Raw genomic sequence first — 20,631 nt, 5'->3', positions numbered from 1 at the left:
TGAGGGACAAAAGGAAAAAATATCCAAGTTCTGAGCGATGAAAATATCCAACTTTAGGAAATTTCCTACAGAGTCGATTGATCACAGGCGCTAGGTTTTAAGTGAACTGCCGACCTGTTCGGTTGGAAGTTGATACTTATAAAACAACCACTGCCTATCGCTATGGATATAACAATGAATCACTTCAAATCTGTATTACTTGCGGGTGCCATGTTGCTGTCTTCTACCGTTTATGCGGAAGGCGGCGGTGATCGGACGTTTGCCCATATCGAAGAGCTGATGCGCATGCAACAAGCGTCGGCCATGATGTTGACCGACATTGAGAAAATGCCGAAAAAAGATCAGGCCCCCATGGTGGGTGAACACATGAAAATGCTTGGCGATGTGATGGATCAGTTGAGCAAAGCCACGCCCGACACCGCCATGTCCGACAAGGACAAGATGGTCTGGATGCAAAAACATCAGGCAATCGTTGCCGATGTGTTGAGCCAGATGCGCCGCGAGCACGCGATGATGTTTTCGCTTAGCCATAACCTGAACTGACGACGGCTGCGGTTTCGCCCGAGCATTTCGCGGGCGAGACCAGCGCTTCGCTTGACTTCATGCTTGCAATGACCTGATCCGGTAAAAGATCCCGCCTCAAGCCATGCTTTCTGCATGGCATTCATGTTCCCATTGAAACAGTTTTGGCGCTGGGTCGAAAAATCGGCCTGGTGTTGAATGAGTTGTGCCGAGGGATTTCGGAAATTTCCTACAGCGTCTGGTTTTTTTTATCGATAAGTTGAACCGGTTCTTCAGCTAAATAAAAAATAATCAAGCCTTGCGGAATACCCAATGATTTCAGAATGCACGTTGTTATCGAACTTGATCGAAGGCGATCAATATGCCTTCAACCAGTTTGTAAAACGGCATCAGAGCCGTATGGATGCAACGGCCCGAGCGATTGTCGGCCCGATGCTGGCGGATGATGTCGTACAGGATGCCTGGTTGAGTATTTTTCGTAACATCAAGTCTTTCGAGGGCCGCGCGAGCCTGCGTACATGGTTGTTGGTGATCACCGCAAACATGGCCAAGGCCCATTTGCGAAAGTCGAGAAATGAACTATCCCGCATCCCCCGCAATGCGTTGAAAGTTGTATCCGCAGAGGAACAGGAAGAACACGGCGCCAGTGTGTTGTGGCACGACGAAACGCCAGATGCTCTACTGGCTCGAGATCAAAAGTGCGAGGAACTGGAGGCGGGATTGCAAGCATTGCCAAAACGCCAGCGCGAGGTGGTTTACCTCTATGATTATCAGGGTATGGCGATGAACGATATTGCCCACCGGCACGGTATTACGCAGGGCAATGTCAGGGTGCTGCTGCACCGCGCGAGGGCGACATTGTTGTCGGCAATGGAACGGCGCGAGTGAGCGCAGCCAGTCTGCCCAATCACCTGGCAGGGGCGCGTAACTGCACCACGAGCGTCGACCACCGGAGAACGGGCCATGTATAAAGTCATTGTTGTAGACGACCATCCTTTCGTGCGCGCCAGCGTCAAGGCGCTGTTGTCCCAGGACGGCTTCGATATAGTCGGCGAAACCGGCAACGGCCAGGAAGCGATCCGCTTGGTGCGTGACCTGCAGCCTGACTTGATCGTGCTGGATATCGGCATTCCCGATCTCGATGGTTTTGAAGTCATCAATCGGTTGTCCGGCCTCAGTCGTGCGGTGAAGGTGCTGGTGCTCAGCACACAGTCGCCCGAACAGTTTTCGATTCGTTGCAAACATGCCGGTGCGGCGGGTTATGTGTGTAAAAACGATGAATTGGCCGAATTGTCGAAGGCGGCCCGCGCCGTCATGAGTGGCTACACTTATTTCCCGAATATCGCCTTCAGTTCCGTGCGCAAGCTCGACGGTGACGCCGACGAGCAACAACGCCTGGGAACGGTGTCTGATCGCGAAATGCGGGTGCTGCAGCAGTTGGCCAAAGGTTTTAGCAACAAGCAGATTGCCGACACCATGTTTCTCAGCAACAAGACCATCAGTACCTACAAAAGCAGACTGCTGGAAAAACTTGAGTTGAAATCGGTCGTGGAACTCGCCGAACTGGCTAAACGCAACGGTTTGATTTAGCGCGCAAGCGCTCGGAGCGGATGAGAGCACTCCTGATACGCTTTTTTGTAACTGTTCAATTGTTGGCCGGATGCGCAGTCGTATGCCAGGCAGCGCCCGGCGGCGAAATGCGTTTGTTCGGACGTTCCGCTGTCGTTGGATATGAGGCCCACCTCAGCGAGGCGGATCATCGGTGGTTGGCGCAAAAACGTGTTTTGCACATCGGTGTGTCACTGCCCGATTACCCGCCGCTCGATATCATTTCCAACAACCGCGACTACGAAGGGATCACCGCCGACTTCACGAGCCTGCTGGGCCAGTTGCTCGGTGTGCAAGTTGAAGTCAAAGACTACCCGTCCCGTAACGCTGCGATCGAGGCGCTCAAACGCGGTGACGTCGATGTGCTCGGCACCGCCAACGATTTCGACGTGGCCGACCCGGATCTGGTGTTATCCAGACCCTATGCCAATGATCAGCCGACGCTGGCCACGCGCCTCGGTGAAGACGTCGTATACCCGGTCGATCTGGCGGGGGTGCGGGTGGCCACGGTTTATCACTACCTCCCTACGCGCGCGATCCGCGAGGTTTATCCCAAAGCCTCCTTGCATTTGTATCCCTCGACGCTGAGCGCCATGGGAGCAGTGGCGTTTGGTCAGGCGGATGTGTTCCTCGGCAACGCCATTGGCGCCCATTACCTGGTCAACCGCAACTACCGGGGGATTATGCGGCTGGTGAATTTCGCTCATCTGGATACTGCCAGCTTCTCTTTCGCGCTGACGCGTTCCAATCAGACACTGTTGCGCTTGGTCAATGAGGCGCTGGAGGCGATCCCCAAAGGCGAGCGGATGACTATTCTGCAGCGCTGGGGCGCTGATGAAATCAGCATTCCCGGTGAGCAACGCCTGCAACTGAGCGCTACTGAACAGCACTGGCTCAAGCACCACCCCACCGTCAGGGTGTTGATCGACGACAGCCTGTTGCCGTTCACATACCTGGATGAGTCCAATCGCTTTCGTGGGCTTAGCGCCGACGTACTGGACAACGTCAGTCAGCGCACCGGGCTGAAGTTTGAAATCAAGACCGTACACGCTCAGACAGACTTGGCCGCTGCGTTGAACCGCGGTGAGGCCGACATGCTGGCGGCGTTTTCTTCCGGTCAAGAGCAGGGCGTGTCCTTGAGTTTGACCCGACCATACTTCACGACGTCATTCGTACTACTCAGCAAAAATGCATTGAACAGCCCGGGGGCGCTCGATGAGCTTAACGGGCAAACGGTGGCGTTTACCGATGATCGCTACCTGCGCAGCTTTTTGACCCAGCACTACCCGACGATTCACAGGGTCGAGACCGCCAGTACGTCGCAGGCATTTACGATGGTCGCTGAGGGGCACGCGCAAGCGGCTATCAGCTCGTTGATCAGCGCGCGTTACTTGTTGTCCCGTGATTTCAAGGATCGCCTGAAGATCACCTCAACCGTCGGCACCTCGCGCTCGCAGATCGCGTTTGCAACAACCACCGAAGCGCCTGAGCTCAATTCGATACTGAACAAAGCCTTGCTCAGTATCCCGCCCGGCGAGATGGATAAGCTGGCTGAGCGCTGGCGCTCCGAGGTGGTCTTCCAGGACAGTTACTGGCGGCGTCATCGCGGGCTGATCATTCAGGGTTTCATCATTGCCGGTGTTCTGTTGCTCGTGGCAATTACCTGGATTACTTACTTGCGTCGCCTGGTGCACCGGCGCGAGCAGGCCGAGCGAGCGCTCAGCGATCAGATGGAATTCATGCGGGTGCTGATTGATGAAACGCCCCATCCGATTTACGTGCGTGATCGTGAAGGCAAACTGATTTCCTGCAACGCCAGTTATCTGGAAGTGTTCGGGCGGGAAATGGAGCAACTGTTGGGCAAGCGTCTGGTTGACAGTTCGGAATTCAGCCCGGCTGACGCCAGATTATTCGACAAATCCTATCAAGACGTCATGCTCCACGGTCGGGCGGTGATCGGCGACCGCTTGCTGACGCTGGCCGATGGCAGCACGCGCACGGTCTATCACTGGGCATTGCCCTATCGCGGCAGCAGCGGCATGGTCAGTGGATTGATCGCAGGTTGGATCGACGTCAGTGATCGCAAGCGACTGCTCGATGAGCTCAAGGAGTCCAAGGAAGAAGCGGAAAGCGCCAACCGCGCAAAAACCACATTTCTCGCGACCATGAGCCACGAAATCCGCACGCCGATGAACGCGGTGATCGGCATGCTCGAACTCGCCATGAAGAAGGGCGATCAGGGCATCATGGACAGGCTGGCGCTGGACGTCGCCTCTGGCGCGGCGCGGGATCTGCTGGATCTGATCGGCGGAATTCTTGATATCGCGCGCATCGAGGCCGGCAAGTTGACGCTGACCCCGGAGCGCGCGCAGTTGCGCAACATGATCGAATCCACCGTGCGAATCTTTGACGGTCTGGCGCAACAAAAAGGCATCGCACTGGTGCTCGATGTGCAGGAGACCAGCGATCACGACGCCCTGCTTGACCCGCTGCGCCTCAAGCAAGTGCTGTCCAACTTGATTGGCAATGCCATCAAGTTCACCGAGACGGGCGGGGTGCGGGTCAGCTATCGCAGCCGCCAGTCGGACGATGGTTTGCGTTTGCAAGTCGAATTTGACGTCAGCGACAGCGGCATAGGTATATCCGCCGAGGATCAAGCACGTCTGTTTACGCCGTTTTCCCAGGCCCGCGGGAATCGCAATGCGGCGCGTACAGGCTCGGGTTTGGGGTTGGTGATTTCACGGTCATTGTGCGAAATGATGGGCGGAACGCTAAGCCTTTCCAGTCAAGTCGGGCAGGGCACGTGCATCAGCGTCCGGCTGGATTTTCCGCTGCTGGAACCGGAAGAACCGCGCGACATCAAGCCAGAATCACCAGCGCCCGCCGGTGCCCGCTTACGGGTGTTGGTGGTGGATGATTACCCGGTCAATCGCATGTTGTTGTCGCAGCAACTGGAATACCTCGGGCATCGGGTCGAAGAAGCGGTTGATGGCGTTCATGGTCTGCAGGTCTGGGGGCGCAAGCAGTTCGATGTGGTGATCACCGACTGTCATATGCCCAGAATGACCGGTTACGAACTGGCCAATGCCATTCGCAAGGATGAGCAGCAACGCAACGTGAAGGCGTGCCTGCTGCTGGGCTTCACGGCCAATGCGCTACCCGAGGAACGTTTGCGTTGTCAGGCGGCCGGCATGGATGGCTGCCTGTTCAAACCGATCACGCTGCATGATCTGCAACAACGCCTGAGCGGCGTCGAACCGCCATTGCAATCGCCGCACCCCGAAGAAGATGAAGACGACTCTGGCGGCGGGGACTGGGGCGCATTGCTGAAGCTGACCGGGGGCAACGAACAAGTGGCTCGTGGTCTGCTGATGGACTTGGCGCGCAGCAATAAAGAAGATTTGGCTCTGCTGCAAACGTTGCAGGAACCGTTGAACCTGAATGCCTTGCAGGATCTGGCACACCGCGTCAAAGGCGGGGCGCGCATCATCAAGGCATCGCGTTTGATGGAGGCGTGTGAGGCAATGGAGTCCGTCAATGACAGTGCTGAACGCGCCCAGGTATTGATGGCTGCCGCGCAATTGCGTCACGCCATGATGCAATTGCGTGAAAACCTTGAGCGGCAGATTGGCTAAGAAGCGGTTTGCCGTGTAGGGTCGGGGGCGCTCATCAAGAGCACCGTGTTAAAGAAGGAAAGGAATGCATATGAAACGCCGCAGGAACGGGTTTTGAAAGCGACTCGAATAATGGCTGCACTGCTGTTTTTGCTGGTGGCTGGCTGTGGGAGTAATCAGGATTTCGATTACAACGAACAGGTCATGACGCAATACGTCTCGCACCGCGACAAGGTCAATGAAGTCCAGCAGCGCGTTGACAGCGGGGAATTCACTTACGACTACTATTCGTTGAAATATCGCACCATGCAGCGGTTGAGTGACGGCGCGCGGCAAGCCATGGCCGATATCGACAACATCCCGCACGGCGCGAATGCCAACGCTTTTTCACTGGCCCTGAGTCGTTATTACGAGACCGAAGCGCTTTATTATTTAAGGGTCAAGCGATACATCAAGAAGACCGGCAACTTCAACGGTGTGCAGTTGCTGATGGGCATCAACACCTCTTACGGCAAACTCTTGCAGCTCTCCCGTCAGGTTGATCTGACCCAGCGTGAATTTCTTCAATCGGCAGGCCTCAGTTCGCCCACCGAGTCATCCTGAACGGCACTGATTCGGATCACTGTCAGCAGGTATCATTTCGCCCGCGCAAGTGCTTGGTTTAGTGCCTTCAGTACTGGTTTGGCACCTTCGATTTTCAACCGCGCCTGAAAGATCCTGCGCACCTCGTCACCGCTGTGCGCGAGCAACTTGACGGCACGTGTGCGCTCGCTTTCCGTGCCTTTGTTCATCAGCAGACGCAGGTGCGGCAGCTTGAACGGCAGTGGCAGTGCAATCACCTGTGACGCCGCGACGATGCGCACTCGGCGATCGCCCGTCACGGCAAGCCTGACCATGATGTCGGCGAAGGTTTCGGCCAGCAACGGGTGAGCGTCGAAAACCTTGAGCAATGACAAGCGCCCGCTGATTGATAGCTCGTCGATCAGGCGGCGGGTCATGCGCGGATTGTTCAGCACAAAGTCCGTGAAATCAGGCCATTCAAGCAGGCCATCGAAATCGCGCCAATACAGATGATCCCGACGTTCCAGCACCACGAGCAAGGCGTCCAGAGGCGGGCGCTGATCCGCAGCCAACAGACTGTTCAGCAATTGGAAATTCCAGCTCGGCGGCATGGACGCACGGCAATGAGCGCCCCTCTGCGTACAGGTAGTGCTAAGCGCATCCACCGTCAGATACAGAAACCACTCAGGTGCCTCGGCAATTCGGCGCAGGTGAATGCCCTTGCAGGCAGCGCTGAACACTTTACCCAGGCGTACCAACTTCAATGCATGCGCCTCGTTGGCGAACGCGTAAAGCCGGGCGCGAGCGCGGGATGCGGACTGAATCCGTTGCTGATATTTCTGCGCAAACATGGGCGGCGAGCGCCACCAGCTGGAAATATCGGGCTGGCAGAAAATGGCATTCGCCGCTCCGGCATCAACGTCATGCAGCTTGTCCAATACGTCCTCAGCGTTGCCGGTCAAGACATAAATCACAGCTTGCACGGCCAGACCGGGAGACAGCAGATCCAGCACTTCCAGACTTCGAACGGTGTGTCTGGCGAAGGGGCAGGTCAGATTGGCGGTGTTGAACGTTTGCAATGAAGTGAATGGCATGGAGGGCTCGGAAAGAAATCTACGCCTGCAACCTATTGCGCCAGCTGTTTCGTCAACGATGAGCGCAAATTGCGAGGCAAATCCGAGTCAGTTTCCGCAAGGTTTGCATGGGTGGCTGTAGGAAATGTCCTGTTTTTCCATCCGAGAGCGGCGTGGTTTGCCTTGTGACACGACTCCAATACCGCGACCAAAATGAAAACGGAAAAATAGGAAATTTCCTACAGATCTACTCAGCCTATTTGATTATTTTCCTATACCTGCGACTGCCTAATCAGGCGTAGACCTCTCTTTCAGCCTCCCATTGGGAGGTTTTTTTTGAACAGCACTTTTATGACCGCCAGCCCTTCGAGCGGAACAAAAAAGGAGCATCACCATGCGTACTGAACCAGGCTACATACGTCATCGCAGTCGACCTGAGCATTCTCCCGAGTTCACCATCGACGTTGCGTACGAAGTTGTTCGTGAGCATGAGAACGATCCGTTCATGCACCTGACCGTGCGCAGCGACGTCGCGGGTGTGATCACCCATGACGAGTGCAAGCTCAGCCGTCAGTCTTCACCGTGCATTGCCAAAGTCATCAACTTCATCGCGCGCAACCGCGGCATCGCCGAGGCTAATCTGCTGACGGCAGAGCATTCGGAGGTTATTCGCGTCAACAAGGACATCGACGAGCGTTTCGCGGAGTTTCGCCGCGCCTTTGAAACGAGCTGCTCGGCGTATGACAGCTTTGTGCCCGGCCGCCTGCACCGCGCCAACCAGAATCCGCTGGACGGCCAGCCGCCATACTGCGTCGATCTGCATTACACGATCGTGCATGACGCCAAGGAAGGTTCGGTGGTGCAAATGCGGCTGGCGGGAGAGGTCGGCGGCAAGCGTTTCGAAGAGTCATTCAGCCTGCCGCGCAGCAGCGCCTACAACTTCGGTAGCGTTGCCACGCGTGTCGCCCATAAACACGGCATGCCGCGCGATAACGGCTTGATCAAGTACAACCACAAACTCTACGACCTGATGTACGCCGACATCCGCACCCGCCTGGCGGCGTGCAGCGAAGGTGCCTGAACCTGGACGCCTTTGGGGTGAGGGAGGCAAGCTCCCTCGCCCCATTTACAGGGTGGTGAGCAACCAGGCACCCGCTGCCGCGCAGATGAAGCCCAGGCCGCGCAGCATGCGGGCGCCGGTGTTGAGTTTGAGGATCAGCACGGCGCCAACGGCACCGATCACGTGCAGGCAGGCCGTGGTAGTCAGGAACCCGGCGGCGTAGGCGAATTTGTCGTCCATCACTGGCATTTCGTAGCCATGGGCGTAGCCGTGGAAGATTCCGAAGACACCGACACCGATGGCCGCCACGGGCACAGCGAAGGTCTTCTGCATGCCGATGGCCAGTCCCAGCAGAACAACCGACAACGACACGCCGATCTCACTGCCCGGCAGGTTCACCTGATCGAACCCGAGCAATCCGCCGAGCAACATGCAGCAGACGAAGGCGCTGGGCACGATCCAGATCGCCCGGCCACCCATCTGGCAACTCCAAGCGCCAACGGCGAGCATGGCCAGCAAATGATCCAGCCCCGACAATGGATGCAGCCAGCCGGCGGCGCCACCGGCGTGGGCTTGCGCCATTTCACTGACGCAAACGCCCGTGAGCAGCACCGGCAGATTGAAGTAACGCTGCAGATTCGCCGTCATTGCAATGGGCTCCTGTCTTGGAAGGAGATGTTGACGGTCAACGAGGCCCAGAGACTTTCCCAGTCCACACCGTCTTCGCCGCTGGGCTCCATGTGCACGGTGCTGAACAGCCACAGGCCCGGGTCGGTGAGCGGCAGGGCGACCCGGCCTTGCGCGTCGCTGACGGCGGTGACTTCCTTGACCGGATCGGATTTGAGCTGCGCCTTGACCAGGGTGTCTGCCAGTGGCTCACCGTGCAACAGCACCTGCAACTGAAATTTTTCACGGGACTGAAACTTCAATGGATCGGTGTGGGCAACAAACTCCAGCGGCAAGTCCATGACCTGGTCAAACCCTTCGCTGCGCCCATCGACCAGCACGATGCTTTTGGCGCAGCGTGAATACTGCTCGCGTCCCTGCGTTTGCATCAGGTCGTAGCGCTTGCGCAGGGCCAGCGCGTTTTTCAGGCCTTCGTCTTCCAGGTACTGATTGAACTCGCTGGCCGACAGACTGATCCGCGTAGGGTGGGTGCGCATCGCCACAACGGTGGCGCCGGGTGCTCGCGTGTGCAGATGGCCAACCGACAGGGCACCGTCGCGTCCGTCGACAGTGCGCATGCCTTGGGCGTCGACGGCTTTGAACCAGTCGACCAGGTTTTTCAGACGCGGGCTCTGCACGCCTGGCCAGGTCGGCCCGATACGCAATTCAAACACCACTTGTTGATCGACGCCTGTCACCGCGTCGTGAGGGACAAGCCAAAACTCATGGGCCGACGCCAACGGGGTCAGCAGCATAAGTGCCAGAGCCTGCGCGGCGCGCCGCAGGTTGCCGCTTCGACGCGTCGGGGTTGTTATCGCGATTGCGCGAGAGGCATTCAACGGTAAATACAAGGGGCTGATCCTCGCCAGAATTGAATGGGAGAGGAGGGCGCCGGCCCTCCTCAGGTGGTCAGTACGCAGCGTGAGGGGCTATTTGACTTGCGCTGGCATCAGGTAAGGGAAAGTCGCGGTGTGCAGTTTTGGATTGGCGATCTTCTGGTCGGTAGGCGTGCCGAGCAGCATCGTCAAAACGGTGCTCATGGCATCGTCATCCAGCGACCGACCGTTACGCTCTTTGACCGTGTAGTGGGCGGCGGTACCGACGTTGTAAGTCAGAACATCGGGGATCAACTGATCGGCAATCGAATCGCCGTATTGCTGTGGATCCTTCTCGGTTTTGGCCAGTGCTGATGCCCGAGCGACGCGCGCCGAGACGATGGCTTTGATGCCGTTTTCGGTATCCGGACGGCTTTGATCGTGCTCGGCTTTTAACGCTGCGTTTTCGAACAGCATGATGTGGGACAGCAACGGATTGGCCGAGTACTGCACTTGCTTCCAGGTGCCCTTGTCGTCAACGGCGGTGGTCATGAAGGTGCGCACGGTTTTGCCGAGAATCGCGTTCGGCACTTCCAGTACGATGGCCGAGGCCTGACGGCCGAGGAAGATGCTTTTGCCTTGCGCCTGCGCCCAGACCGAAGCGTCATATGACTTGCCCGCGTTCAACTGCGCGCGCAACAGGCCAAGGCTGGTGGAGTTGCCGAAAAACGGATCTTTGACCACCCCGGCCCAGACTTTGATGCCGGTGGCCAGTTCGCTGGTTTTGCCGAGTTTACCCGAGCCAATTTCCGCGCCTTTGCTTCCGATCGCGCCGTTGGGCGTCTGCGCCTGATAAACAGTGAAGGTGTTATCACCGTTGAACGACAGGCTGAAGGTATGCCCGGTTTTGTAACCGGCATCGTCAGCGACGTGAATGTTGTACAGCGCATCCGTGGCGAAAATGCCGTTAGGGCTCGACTTCGGTACCGAGTTCACGGTCATGACGAACACCGTGTGATCGGCTTTCGGCGAGGCGAATACGTAGTTATCCAGCTGATTGAGTGCTGGCGTTTTCTGAACGATCACTGATTCAAAGTGATGGCTGGCCATGGCCTGGCCACTGACCAGGCTGGCGGCCGTCAGGGCGAAAGCAAATGTCGAAATTCGATAATTCATAGTGTTTTCCTGCAAAGGGATGGAAGTGAAAGAGTGATCAGAGGTTATTGCTGCAAACCCAGGTGCAAATCACTGAAGACGAAGTCCTTGTCAGCGCGATTGGCGACATGGCACCCGGAGCACTGCTCCATCGGGCGCAGTTCTGCGGTTTTCGGGTAAGGCGTACCTTTCACCGGGCCGAAGCCGAAGTAACCCCAGTTGCCGGGGGCCTTGGGGAAGCGCTTGGCGTCCTTGACCATGTAGCCAGCACCGAAGTAGTACTGTTCGAAAACGCCTTTGCCATGGGTGGTCGCGCAAACACCGGTGACCTTGTCGCAGCTCTTGATTTCCTGTGGCCATTTTTTGCCCTGATTCATCGAACAAACGCCGGACGCAGCGTCACACTGATCGCTGAAACCTGAGGCCGAGAAGTCTTTGAGCAGTTGCGTGCCATCAGGCCATTTGCCGGTTTTTTTGAACGCCGCCAAGGCCGACGGCTCGACATAGGTATTGCCGAACTGGGCGCCTTTGATGACGCTGCCATCGAGGATCGTGGTCTTGCCCGGCTCCTTGAAGTACGTGCCGATGTGAGTCCAGTTGCGATAGCCTTCCGGCAGTTTCACCACCGTATTGCTTTCAAATGTTGCTCTGGCGCTCGCGGCTACGCCCTCGGTCACTGAGGCAGCCGAACTGCCAGCGCTGAACGCTACGGCGAACAAACAAGCGCTGAGATTGAGCAGACGAATTTCGGTTTTTTTATGCACGCCGACACTCCTTTTAAGTGAATGAGCCCCTGTCATTCGGGCTGGGCAAATTTCTCGATCAAATCCTGGCGCGGCGGCGTCCAGGTCGAAATCATCTCGCCGACCGGCGTCAGGCAGCGCATGTCGTGTTCGACGTTGGGCGCCACGCACACCGCTTGTCCCGGATACACCGGGAACTGTTCGTCGCCGTTAGTCGCGATGAACTCGCCATTGATGACCACATTCACTTCTTCATTGCTGTGGTGATGAGTGCTGCCGAAGCCCTTGCCGGTAAACCAGAACCGCGCCGTCAACATGTGTTCGGAAATGCTGATGATCTGCAGGCTGACGTCATCGTTGAGCTTGAATTTTTTGTAGGTTTTCACGGTGTTCCGCCTTGGTTCGAGTGGAGCTCTTGTAGAGTTTTTCGACGGCGAGGTGTTACAGACCGGCCTTGCAGGGAAAGGACGGGCGGCCATTGGCGCTCTTGGGGATGGCGGTCTAGGCTCAGCTTTCCAGCGCGCGGGCAATGCTTGCCAACGCCGGGTATCCGAGCATTTGAATATCTTCCGGGAGCGACGGCCCGACCGGGCCAGGAGTGGGATCCATGAAAGCCGGAACACCTGTTTTGTGCCTGTTCTTCAGCCTGATCCTCAGCCCCGTGGTGCATGCCGACGATCCGCCGGCAACCGACGACAGCCCGCCGGTCAACCCGCAGGTGGTCGACAAGCTCATCGACATGGGCAATTACCTGCGCAGCCTGCCGAAGTTTCAGGTCGATGCCGATGTGTCGCGGGACACCGTTCTGGAGTCCGGGCAGAAAATCAAAACCGAGTCGTCCAATACCCTGAAGGTCGTCGGCCATGACCGCATGTACGCCAAAACCGAAGGCGACGTGCGCACTCGCGAGTTTTTCTACAACGGCAAAAAACTCACTCAGTATTCGCCGTACCTCAAGTACTACACCACCGTTGATGCGCCGCCGAAGGTCGCCGAGGCGCTGCACATGATCGAGGATCACTACGGCGTGCAAGTGCCGATGGAAGATCTGTTTTTGTTCGGCAGCGACCAGTCGCAGATTGATGCGCTGAAAGCGGCGTTGTACGTCGGGCCGTCGACGATTAAGGGCCAACTGTGCGATCACCTGGCGTTTCGGCAGGAGGGCATTGACTGGCAACTGTGGATCACCCGCTCCGACAAGCCGTTGCCGTGCAAACTGGTGATTACCACCACCGACGAAAAAAGCTCGCCTGAATACAGTGCCGTGTACCACTGGAATCTCAAGCCGACGATTGCAGATTCGATCTTCACCTTCAAACCGGCCAAGGGCGACGTGGCGATCGCGATGAAGAAAGCCAGCGATCAGGGAGGGCAGTGACATGATCAAGTCAATGTCGTGGAGTTTGTGCATCTCACTGGCGACCGCTGCGCTGCTGACCGCCGGCCTGATCGCTGAAGCGGACGCCAGACCCATGCGCGCCCAAGGGCATGCACGAGCGTCGGTCAACCGCGCCCCTGCGCCGAATGTACATCGCGCGCAACGGATCAACCCGCCGCAGCGGGCGAATGTGAATGCCGGCAATCGGGCGCACGCGGGTAATCGGGTCAACTCGGGCAACCGGGTCAATGCCGGTAATAACGTCGGCAATCGCAATTACGTCAACAACAGCACACGCAATGTGAACGTCAATAACCACCGTGACGTCGACATCGACGTGGATGGCCATGGTCGCTACGGCTATGACGACCATTACCACCCGATAGCAACCGCCGCCGCCGTGACGGCCACCGTCGCGGTGACGGCGGCGGTAGTCGGTTCCATAATGACGCCTGCGCAAATGCCCAGCAGTTGTACGCAGGTCATCCGTTACAACGTCGCCTACATGCAATGCGGCTCAACCTGGTATCAACCGCAGTATCAGGGTAGCGACGTGACCTACGTGGTGGTCAACGCGCCATAAAGCGTGCGCGCAAAAAAACCGCCGTCCCGATCAAACGGAGCGACGGTTTTTTAGCAGAAGCCCCTCCAACCCCCGTAGGAGCTGCCGAAGGCTGCGATCTTTTGATCTTGCTATTAAAGATCAAAGGATCGCAGCCTTCGGCAGCTCCTACAGAGGTCAAAAACGTCTACTACTCGATGCAAATTGGGCAGGCCATGGCGGAATCTTCGCGAGCATCCAGCGTCGATGTTGAATGACCGGATGCGTTCGCGAGCAAGCTATTTATGGAGAGCGGTATAGGACTGGCTCAAATCGCTGGCCCAGCCATCGAGCACCACTTTGATGTCATCGGCCTTGAGGATTTGCTTGTCATTGTCCAGCGGCACCCCGGTGCCTTTGCGCACGACTTCGGCAACCACTTCACCGGTCGAGCCATCCTCAAACGACACTTCAGTGCTGATTTCACTGTCCTGATCGCGGATCCCGGTGGCTGTGCTCACGCCAGCGGCGACCAGAGTCACCGGCAGCCATTCATAGAAGCGCAAACCCTGGGTGCTGGTGGCCACCCGGGTGATGGCGGGTCTGACAATTAACGTGTTCGGGCCGGGTTTGTTGACGATATGCAGCACCTTGCCCAATTCGAGCCTGAGCGCCGCGTCGTAGTAATCGGTGACGCCGGCCAGCGTGCTGAGGGGTATCCGTTCAGTCGGGACGGCGTTGGGGTAAAACTGGCTCGGCGCCAGATAGACCTGGGTATAGCGCGCTCTGGCCAACGCCGGGCTGACCCAACTCAGCACCGGTTGACCCGAAGGCGAATGGCGTTCGGTCAGCACGCTGTAGCTCTGCAGAAATCCGCTTTTCGGTTCAACTTTGTTATTGCTGCAGGCTGACAGACTCAGGGTGGTCGCCATGACCAGCGAGAGTGAGCGAATGCGCATCATCAACGTGCTTCCTTTTGGTGAGACGGGGTGTTGTCCGAGCACTCGATGTGCAGATGTCCGTGGCTCATGACCCATTCGATAAGGTCCGCGGTGGAAATGCTGTGAACGTACTCAACCCAGTGCGCATTGGTCGGGCTGAAGTGCTCGAAATAACGACGCAGGACGACCCGGGTCTGATCGTTGGAAACCCCCAGGCATGACTCCTGAAAAACGATCGGCGTATCGTGGCCCAGCGCGGCGGTGCGCTGGCTCAGAATCAATGGGCGATTGGCGGTGTGGCTTTTGCTGTTATGGCCGCTGTTGAAATCCATCATGCAAACCCTTTGGATTGGAATGCGCACAGGGTGCCCGAGGGTTTTTGCCGGACGATGTCCGCTTGATGTCGCTGCGGACGAAATGTTGCTCGATTGAAATAAATGACCCGCAGCGGCAAATGGCTTTAGATTGGCGGCTTTCGATCCATGGATTTTGCAACCGTGAGCAAATTGCTGTTCGTCGACGATGACGTGGAAATCCTCTCCCTGTTGAAGAAGTTCTTCACCCAGCACGGCTATGACGTCGACGTGGCGGAGAACGGTGAAGCGATGTGGGCGGCGATTGCGCTGGGTCGCCCGGACACGCTCATTCTCGACGTGATGATGCCCGGCGAAGGCGGCCTGAGCCTGTGCCAGAAGGTGCGGGCGCAGATGGGCATTCCGATCATCATGCTCACGGCCATGGCCGAGTTGAGCGATCGTATCGTCGGCCTCGAACTGGGCGCCGATGATTACCTGACCAAACCGTTCGCCCCGCAGGAATTGCTCGCCCGTGTCCGCGCATTGCAACGCCGCGCCGGTGAACAGGCCAGTCCGGTTGAGCCGTCGCGACCGGTGATTGCCTTTGCCGGTTGGCATCTGGACATCACTTGCCGCGAATTGCGCTCACCAGAAAACGTGATGATTCCGCTGTCCGGCGGCGAGTTCGATCTGTTGGTGGTGTTCCTCGATCATCCACAACGCATCCTCACTCGCGAACAGTTGATCGACCTCACGCACGGCCAGGGTCACGATGCCTTTGATCGCAGCATCGATGTCCAGGTCAGCCGTTTGCGCCGCAAGATCGAGCCCGACTGCAAGCGTCCGGATTTGATCCGAACGGTGCGCAATGGCGGCTATATGTTCACTGCCAAGGTCAGCCGCACGTGATCGGGCGGCTACTGCGCGGCGACACGCTGCGGCGACGAATCGCCCTGACCATCGTCGCGGCGATGCTCGCATCGGTGGCGTTGAATGCTTTGTTTATTCAAGTCGCCGGCATCTGGGCGCGTCCGCCCATCGAGCGTACCGGGCTGCTGGAGCAGATCGCCGTCACCTCGCGGCTGATTGAGGTCGCGCCCGCTGACTTGCGCCCGCAACTGGCGCAAGCCGCCAGCAGCGACATGCTGCAAGTCGTGTGGCAGGCGCAGCGCGCCGATTTTGGTTTGCCCAACGACGGCGCCCGCGTGGAAGCGAGTCGGGTGCCGGTGCTGGAACAGTTGTTAGGGGGTGATCGAAACATCGAGGCCTTTAACCCCGGCGACTGGACGCGGGACAATCCTCAGGCGCATTACGCCGCGCTGGTCCAATTGGTCGATGGCAGCTGGTTGTCATTCACCCCGCCTGAAAGGAGTTGGGGCCTGGAAATCGGCACGCGAATCGCGATCATCATTGCCTTGGGATTGATCGCCACGTTCCTCGTTGCCTGGGTCGCCACCCGCCAATTGGCCAATCCACTGCAACGCTTCGCCAGTGCCGCCCGACGTTTCGGCACCGACCTGCGCGCACCGCCGATCAAGGTCGAAGGGCCGCACGAGATTCGCCAGGCCATCGTCGCCTTCAACACCATGCAGGCGCAGATTCAGCATTTCATTGCCGAGCGCACGCACATGCTCGCTTCGATTTCCCATGACTTGCGCGCGCCACTGACGCGCATGCGTCTGCGCAGCGAATTCATGGAAGACCTCGACCATCAGCGCAAACTGATCCGCGATGTCGAAGAGATGCAGTCGATGATCAACGCGGCGCTGGAGTTCTTTCGCGAAGACACCCATCGCGAGGCGACAACGGCGTTCGATCTGTCGGAGTTGCTGCAAACCATCGTCGACGACTATCGCGACCAACACATTGATGTCGACTTCGACGGCCCGGCGCATCTGGTTTACAACGGCCGGCCGCTGGGCATCAAACGGGTGATCGTCAATCTGCTGGAAAACGCCGTGAAGTACGCGCGCAACCCGCGCATCACTTTGAGCCGTGATGATTACGCGATTCGCATCGAGGTCAGCGACGAAGGGCCGGGCATTCCGGAAGAGGCGCTGGAAAAGGTCTTCGACCCGTTCTTCCGTCTGGAGACTTCGCGCAACCGCAGCACCGGTGGCGTCGGCCTCGGACTGTCGGCGGCGCGAGCGATCATACGGGAGCAGGGCGGTGATCTGACGTTGCGCAATCAGCGCCGCAAAGGTTTGGTGGCGCGCGTCGAGCTGGCCGTCGCGCCTACGCTATTGGGCTAACCACTCCAGCGCGATGCCGACGCGGGAGGATTGCCGGCGATCTAACGGTTCAGGTGCGTCGGTCTGGTTGCGATAGCCATTCGGGCTGGTTGCCAGATGCTTCTGGAAGGTGCGGCGCATGCGTTCCTCGCGACCAAAACCGACGGTTTCGGCGATTCGCTTGATCGGTTCATGGCTGGTTTTCAGCAATCGGCAGGCCGCCTCAAGACGCAATTGTTCGACCGCTTGCGCCGGTGTCTGCCCGGTCGCGGCGACATAGGCGCGGGCGAAGTGCCGAGGACTCATGCCGAATTGCTCGGCCAGTCGTTCCACGCGTAAATCTTCGTTGAGGTGCCCGGCAATCCACGCGTGCAGCCGCGCCACACGCACATCCGGATCGGTGCGCAAAGCACTCGATTGTGCGTTGAGTGAGGCGCTTAGCTGCGGTTGTTCCGCGCCGCGCCAGAGGAACACCGTGAAATAACGCGCCAGTGACAGCGCCGCTTGCGCGCCCAAATCCTGCTCAACCAGACCCAACGCCAAATCGATGCCCGCCGTCGCGCCGCCACACGTCCACAGATTGTCGTCGTGCAGGTACAGCGCGTCGGTCTGGCAGCGCACCGCCGGATAACGCGCCTGCAATTCAGCGGCGAATTTCCAGTGCGTCACCACTTGGCGCCCGTCGAGCAATCCAGCGGCGGCGAGGGCGAAGGTGCCGGTGCCAATCGAGCAGAGCCGGCGGATGTTTGCGGAACGAACCCGTAACCAGTCGCAAGCACGTTCGTCAGCCTCAAGTGCCGCCATGCCCGGGCCGCCGGCGACAATCAACGTGTCGATCTGCGGCGCCATTTGATCGATTTGCTCAAGCGAGCACGTGCTCACGCTGATCCCCGAAATCGACATCACCTGCCCACCCTGCGCTGAGGCGATCAACAGTCGGTAGGGCGGGCTGTCGATGAACGCTCCGCCGAGCACGCGCGGGATCGCCGCAAAAACCTCCAGTGGCCCGGCCGCGTTGAGTAAAAGCAAATCATCGAACGCCAACACCACCACGGTACGCACGGGCTGCGGCGCGATGTCCGGGATGGCAGGAAAGGAGGGGTGTTTGGCATGGAGCGGCACGGCGGGCCTCGACATACTGAATTCAACGCAAAAATGAGAGCACGACAATGCCGGTAAAACCTTCTGCTGCCAAGCCATCGCTCACTCTGAAAGCGCTGTTGTGCTGCGCTGCGTTGTTGATCGCACATCCGCTTTGGGCGGCGAACGAGGGGCTGAAAGTCGGCGACCAGAGCGGTCTGACTCAGGCGCTGCTGCACGCCGCCGGCGAAGATGAGGGCATCACGTATTCGCTGTCGTGGCATCCATTCCTGGCCGGCACAACGATGCTTGAAGCGTTGAGCGCCGGGGCAATCGACGTCGGTGTGGTCGGCAATGCGCCGCCGGTATTCGCTCAGGCCGGCGGCTACGATGTGCGCATCGTTGGTGTGGCCAGTGGCGCGCAGAACAACAATGCGCTGCTGGTGCCGGAAGGCTCCACCGTCACGCAAGTCGCCGATCTCAAGGGTCAACGCGTGGCCGTGGCCAAAGGCAGTAGCGGTCATTACCTGTTACTCGCGGCCCTGCAGCGTGCCGGGCTGACGCCGCGTGATGTGAACATTGCTTACGTCAGCCCGGTGGATGCGCAAAACGCTTTCGCCAGCGGCAAACTCGATGGCTGGGCGGTGTGGTATCCGTTTGTAGGGCAGGCCACTTCGCGCGGTGCCCGCGTGTTGGTCGACGGCAGTGGCTGGCCGGAAACCGGTTTGAACTTCACCGTCGCCGGCCTGAAAACCCTGAACGACCCGCAGCGGGCAGCGCAACTCGGTGACCTGCTGGGCAGATTTGCCCGCGCTCAAGCCTGGGCCACCGCGCATCCGCAAGCGTGGGCCGAGGTGTTCGCGCAAACCACACGCCTGCCGGTCGCGCTGGTGCAAGAGATGCTTGCGCATCAGGATCTGCGTTATGTGCCGATTGAAAAAGCCGTCATCGATTCGCAGCAGCATCTGGCCGACATGTTCGCCGCCGAGCGCTTGATTCCGCGACCGCTGCAGGTCGAGCAAATCTTCGACGACCGCTTTAACCGCTTGCTGCCCAATCCTCAATAACTCTTTGAACTGACCGTGCCGCGTTGCTCGCGGCCGGGATTCACTCGCCTGGAGAAAAGCCATGCCTCAACTGCATCCCACCACACTCAAACGTCGTAAAACCGGCCTCATCGCCGTCGATCACGCCCGTAGCGCCGGCGGCTACACGCTGTTCGCACCGCAAACGGCGGACGGCAATGTGTTCCTCATCGACCTCGACGGCGAAGTCGTGCACCGCTGGAAACTCCCGCAACGCCCCGGTCGCGACGCGGTGATCTTGCGCAACGGCAACCTCGGCTACAACGGCAATCACCCGGATTCGCCGGATCTGTTTCCGGGCTGGTCGGTGTGGCACGGCGGCGCGTTCAGCGAAGTCACCCCGGATGGCGAAGTGGTCTGGCAGCACACCGATCTGCTTCATCACCACGATGCGCAATGGCTGGATAACGGCCATCTGCTCTACACCACCGCCGAGCCGTTGCCGCCGGAACTGGCGAAGCGCGTGGTCGGCGGCATTCCCGGCAGCGAGGCGCCGGGCGGGGTGATTTATGCCGACGTGGTCAAGGAAGTCGATCGCCAGGGCAACACGGTGTGGGAATGGCGCAGTTGGGAACACCTGCAACCGGAAGACTATCCGCTGCACGAAGCCTTCGAGCGGCATCACTGGCCAATGACCAACGCGGTGACGCCGGGCCGTGACGGCAAGGTGATTCTCAGCCTGCGCAGCGTTTCTTCGGTGATCGCTGTGCAACGTGGCAGCGGCGAGGTGTTGTGGCGTCTGGGCCACGATCTGGTCGCCCAGCAACATTGCCCGAGCGAACTGGAAAACGGCAACGTGCTGGTGTTCGACAACGGCATCTTCCGCCCGCACGTGAGCATGCCGCACTCGCGCATCCTCGAAATCAATCCGTCGACTCAGCGCATCGAATGGCAATACGCCGACACCCCGGGCTATGCGTTTTTCACCCCGTTCATGGGCGGCGCGCAGCGGTTGCATAACGGCAACACGCTGGTCACCGAGGCCAATTTCGGCCGGTTGTTTGAAGTGACGCCAGCCGGCGATGTGGTCTGGGAATACGTCAATCCACACTTCGCCACGTACCCCGATGCCGCCTCGCGCCGCTACCTGCCGGGGGAAAACAACGCAATCTTCCGTGCTCACCGCTATCAACGCGAAGACCTGCCATGGCTGCGTGACTGAAAACCCATAAACCTCAACCGCAACGATCACGCTCACGCAGGCCACGCGCAGCGAAGTATCGATTCCTCTCAAAGAGCTGCTTGATGCAGCTCCAGGAACC

General features: G+C 58.6%; 21 protein-coding genes. 12 read left to right on the top strand and 9 right to left on the bottom strand.

Annotation, left to right across the window (positions count from 1 at the left end; genetic code table 11):
• Positions 1–174: 174 nt before the first annotated feature.
• The 5 genes from GVL50_RS03865 to GVL50_RS03845 all read left to right on the top strand — a co-directional run bounded on the left by GVL50_RS03865 (position 175) and on the right by GVL50_RS03845 (position 6,347).
• Positions 175–543, top strand: coding sequence for a co-regulatory protein PtrA N-terminal domain-containing protein (locus GVL50_RS03865; protein ID WP_159811819.1), 369 nt, complete (start codon positions 175–177; stop codon positions 541–543).
• 291 nt (positions 544–834) lie between these two features.
• Positions 835–1,410, top strand: a complete 576-nt coding sequence (locus tag GVL50_RS03860; protein ID WP_159811818.1) for an RNA polymerase sigma factor — start codon at positions 835–837, stop codon at positions 1,408–1,410.
• A gap of 75 nt (positions 1,411–1,485) precedes the next feature.
• A complete protein-coding gene (locus GVL50_RS03855; protein WP_159811817.1) occupies positions 1,486–2,112 on the top strand; it encodes a response regulator transcription factor in 627 nt (208 codons plus the stop codon).
• A 107-nt stretch (positions 2,113–2,219) separates the two neighbouring features.
• Positions 2,220–5,765, top strand: a complete 3,546-nt coding sequence (locus tag GVL50_RS03850) for a transporter substrate-binding domain-containing protein (RefSeq protein WP_159811816.1) — start codon at positions 2,220–2,222, stop codon at positions 5,763–5,765.
• Positions 5,766–5,876: 111 nt separating this feature from the next.
• Positions 5,877–6,347 carry a hypothetical protein gene (locus GVL50_RS03845; protein WP_159811815.1) on the top strand — a complete coding sequence of 157 codons (471 nt, stop codon included), beginning with the start codon at positions 5,877–5,879 and terminating at the stop codon, positions 6,345–6,347.
• A gap of 32 nt (positions 6,348–6,379) precedes the next feature.
• Here the strand turns inward: GVL50_RS03845 and GVL50_RS03840 are convergent, their stop codons facing one another.
• Positions 6,380–7,399, bottom strand: a complete 1,020-nt coding sequence (locus GVL50_RS03840; protein ID WP_159811814.1) for a hypothetical protein — start codon at positions 7,397–7,399, stop codon at positions 6,380–6,382.
• 373 nt (positions 7,400–7,772) lie between these two features.
• On the opposite strand from GVL50_RS03840, the gene GVL50_RS03835 reads away from it, so the two are divergent.
• Positions 7,773–8,459: a DUF5064 family protein gene (locus tag GVL50_RS03835; protein ID WP_159811813.1), complete on the top strand. Its 687-nt coding sequence runs from the start codon at positions 7,773–7,775 to the stop codon at positions 8,457–8,459.
• A gap of 45 nt (positions 8,460–8,504) precedes the next feature.
• Here the strand turns inward: GVL50_RS03835 and GVL50_RS03830 are convergent, their stop codons facing one another.
• The 5 genes from GVL50_RS03830 to GVL50_RS03810 form a co-directional block, all read right to left on the bottom strand.
• Entirely contained in the window at positions 8,505–9,086 is a 582-nt protein-coding gene (locus tag GVL50_RS03830) for a HupE/UreJ family protein (protein WP_159811812.1), read from the bottom strand.
• Positions 9,083–9,859 (bottom strand): DUF4198 domain-containing protein, encoded by a 777-nt coding sequence (locus GVL50_RS03825; RefSeq protein ID WP_159811811.1) that lies wholly within the window; start codon positions 9,857–9,859, stop codon positions 9,083–9,085. Before GVL50_RS03825 ends, GVL50_RS03830 begins: the two co-directional genes overlap by 4 nt.
• A 174-nt stretch (positions 9,860–10,033) precedes the next feature.
• Positions 10,034–11,095, bottom strand: coding sequence for a DUF4331 family protein (locus GVL50_RS03820; protein ID WP_159811810.1), 1,062 nt, complete (start codon positions 11,093–11,095; stop codon positions 10,034–10,036).
• A gap of 44 nt (positions 11,096–11,139) precedes the next feature.
• Positions 11,140–11,838 carry a cytochrome P460 family protein gene (locus GVL50_RS03815; RefSeq protein WP_159811809.1) on the bottom strand — a complete coding sequence of 233 codons (699 nt, stop codon included), beginning with the start codon at positions 11,836–11,838 and terminating at the stop codon, positions 11,140–11,142.
• 32 nt (positions 11,839–11,870) lie between these two features.
• On the bottom strand, positions 11,871–12,203 hold the full coding sequence (locus GVL50_RS03810) for a cupin domain-containing protein (protein ID WP_159811808.1): 333 nt from the start codon (positions 12,201–12,203) through the stop codon (positions 11,871–11,873).
• A 221-nt stretch (positions 12,204–12,424) separates the two neighbouring features.
• Here GVL50_RS03810 and GVL50_RS03805 point away from each other — a divergent pair, with 221 nt between their 5' ends.
• Together GVL50_RS03805 and GVL50_RS03800 are read left to right on the top strand one after the other, a co-directional pair.
• A complete protein-coding gene (locus GVL50_RS03805) occupies positions 12,425–13,195 on the top strand; it encodes a DUF2092 domain-containing protein (protein ID WP_159811807.1) in 771 nt (256 codons plus the stop codon).
• A gap of 1 nt (position 13,196) precedes the next feature.
• Positions 13,197–13,778: a hypothetical protein gene (locus GVL50_RS03800; RefSeq protein WP_159811806.1), complete on the top strand. Its 582-nt coding sequence runs from the start codon at positions 13,197–13,199 to the stop codon at positions 13,776–13,778.
• A gap of 257 nt (positions 13,779–14,035) precedes the next feature.
• On the opposite strand, the gene GVL50_RS03795 is transcribed toward GVL50_RS03800, so the two are convergent.
• Positions 14,036–14,698, bottom strand: a complete 663-nt coding sequence (locus GVL50_RS03795) for a DUF3313 domain-containing protein (RefSeq protein WP_159811805.1) — start codon at positions 14,696–14,698, stop codon at positions 14,036–14,038.
• Complete coding sequence (locus GVL50_RS03790) at positions 14,698–15,012, bottom strand: hypothetical protein (RefSeq protein WP_159811804.1); 315 nt, start codon at positions 15,010–15,012, stop codon at positions 14,698–14,700. The genes GVL50_RS03795 and GVL50_RS03790 overlap by 1 nt, the downstream gene beginning before the upstream one ends.
• Before the next feature lie 147 nt (positions 15,013–15,159).
• Here GVL50_RS03790 and GVL50_RS03785 point away from each other — a divergent pair, with 147 nt between their 5' ends.
• Both GVL50_RS03785 and GVL50_RS03780 read left to right on the top strand, forming a co-directional pair.
• Positions 15,160–15,882: a response regulator gene (locus GVL50_RS03785; RefSeq protein ID WP_053120109.1), complete on the top strand. Its 723-nt coding sequence runs from the start codon at positions 15,160–15,162 to the stop codon at positions 15,880–15,882.
• A complete protein-coding gene (locus GVL50_RS03780) occupies positions 15,879–17,225 on the top strand; it encodes an ATP-binding protein (protein ID WP_159811803.1) in 1,347 nt (448 codons plus the stop codon). Before GVL50_RS03785 ends, GVL50_RS03780 begins: the two co-directional genes overlap by 4 nt.
• Here the strand turns inward: GVL50_RS03780 and GVL50_RS03775 are convergent.
• Positions 17,214–18,326: a GlxA family transcriptional regulator gene (locus GVL50_RS03775; RefSeq protein WP_053120113.1), complete on the bottom strand. Its 1,113-nt coding sequence runs from the start codon at positions 18,324–18,326 to the stop codon at positions 17,214–17,216. The genes GVL50_RS03780 and GVL50_RS03775 overlap by 12 nt on opposite strands.
• 47 nt (positions 18,327–18,373) lie before the next feature.
• Here GVL50_RS03775 and GVL50_RS03770 point away from each other — a divergent pair, with 47 nt between their 5' ends.
• Both GVL50_RS03770 and GVL50_RS03765 read left to right on the top strand, forming a co-directional pair.
• On the top strand, positions 18,374–19,351 hold the full coding sequence (locus GVL50_RS03770; protein ID WP_159811802.1) for an ABC transporter substrate-binding protein: 978 nt from the start codon (positions 18,374–18,376) through the stop codon (positions 19,349–19,351).
• Positions 19,352–19,412: 61 nt separating this feature from the next.
• Entirely contained in the window at positions 19,413–20,531 is a 1,119-nt protein-coding gene (locus GVL50_RS03765; RefSeq protein ID WP_159811801.1) for an aryl-sulfate sulfotransferase, read from the top strand.
• Positions 20,532–20,631 lie beyond the last annotated feature (100 nt).

Origin of the sequence: Pseudomonas sp. 18058 (assembly GCF_902706155.1) — a bacterium.
GTDB classification, from domain to species: domain Bacteria; phylum Pseudomonadota; class Gammaproteobacteria; order Pseudomonadales; family Pseudomonadaceae; genus Aquipseudomonas; species Aquipseudomonas rustica.
The sequence above is the reverse complement of the archived record's forward strand: the minus strand, read 5'-3'. Positions and strand labels throughout refer to the sequence as shown.

Bases quoted from the DNA above. Each gene is read 5' to 3' on its own strand.
- GVL50_RS03865 (WP_159811819.1), top strand. From the start codon at position 175: ATGAATCACTTCAAATCTGTATTACTTGCGGGTGCCATGTTGCTGTCT.
- GVL50_RS03860 (WP_159811818.1), top strand. From the start codon at position 835: ATGATTTCAGAATGCACGTTGTTATCGAACTTGATCGAAGGCGATCAA.
- GVL50_RS03855 (WP_159811817.1), top strand. From the start codon at position 1,486: ATGTATAAAGTCATTGTTGTAGACGACCATCCTTTCGTGCGCGCCAGC.
- GVL50_RS03850 (WP_159811816.1), top strand. From the start codon at position 2,220: ATGCGTTTGTTCGGACGTTCCGCTGTCGTTGGATATGAGGCCCACCTC.
- GVL50_RS03845 (WP_159811815.1), top strand. From the start codon at position 5,877: ATGGCTGCACTGCTGTTTTTGCTGGTGGCTGGCTGTGGGAGTAATCAG.
- GVL50_RS03840 (WP_159811814.1), bottom strand. From the start codon at position 7,399: ATGCCATTCACTTCATTGCAAACGTTCAACACCGCCAATCTGACCTGC.
- GVL50_RS03835 (WP_159811813.1), top strand. From the start codon at position 7,773: ATGCGTACTGAACCAGGCTACATACGTCATCGCAGTCGACCTGAGCAT.
- GVL50_RS03830 (WP_159811812.1), bottom strand. From the start codon at position 9,086: ATGACGGCGAATCTGCAGCGTTACTTCAATCTGCCGGTGCTGCTCACG.
- GVL50_RS03825 (WP_159811811.1), bottom strand. From the start codon at position 9,859: ATGCTGCTGACCCCGTTGGCGTCGGCCCATGAGTTTTGGCTTGTCCCT.
- GVL50_RS03820 (WP_159811810.1), bottom strand. From the start codon at position 11,095: ATGAATTATCGAATTTCGACATTTGCTTTCGCCCTGACGGCCGCCAGC.
- GVL50_RS03805 (WP_159811807.1), top strand. From the start codon at position 12,425: ATGAAAGCCGGAACACCTGTTTTGTGCCTGTTCTTCAGCCTGATCCTC.
- GVL50_RS03800 (WP_159811806.1), top strand. From the start codon at position 13,197: ATGATCAAGTCAATGTCGTGGAGTTTGTGCATCTCACTGGCGACCGCT.
- GVL50_RS03795 (WP_159811805.1), bottom strand. From the start codon at position 14,698: ATGATGCGCATTCGCTCACTCTCGCTGGTCATGGCGACCACCCTGAGT.
- GVL50_RS03790 (WP_159811804.1), bottom strand. From the start codon at position 15,012: ATGATGGATTTCAACAGCGGCCATAACAGCAAAAGCCACACCGCCAAT.
- GVL50_RS03785 (WP_053120109.1), top strand. From the start codon at position 15,160: ATGGATTTTGCAACCGTGAGCAAATTGCTGTTCGTCGACGATGACGTG.
- GVL50_RS03770 (WP_159811802.1), top strand. From the start codon at position 18,374: ATGCCGGTAAAACCTTCTGCTGCCAAGCCATCGCTCACTCTGAAAGCG.
- GVL50_RS03765 (WP_159811801.1), top strand. From the start codon at position 19,413: ATGCCTCAACTGCATCCCACCACACTCAAACGTCGTAAAACCGGCCTC.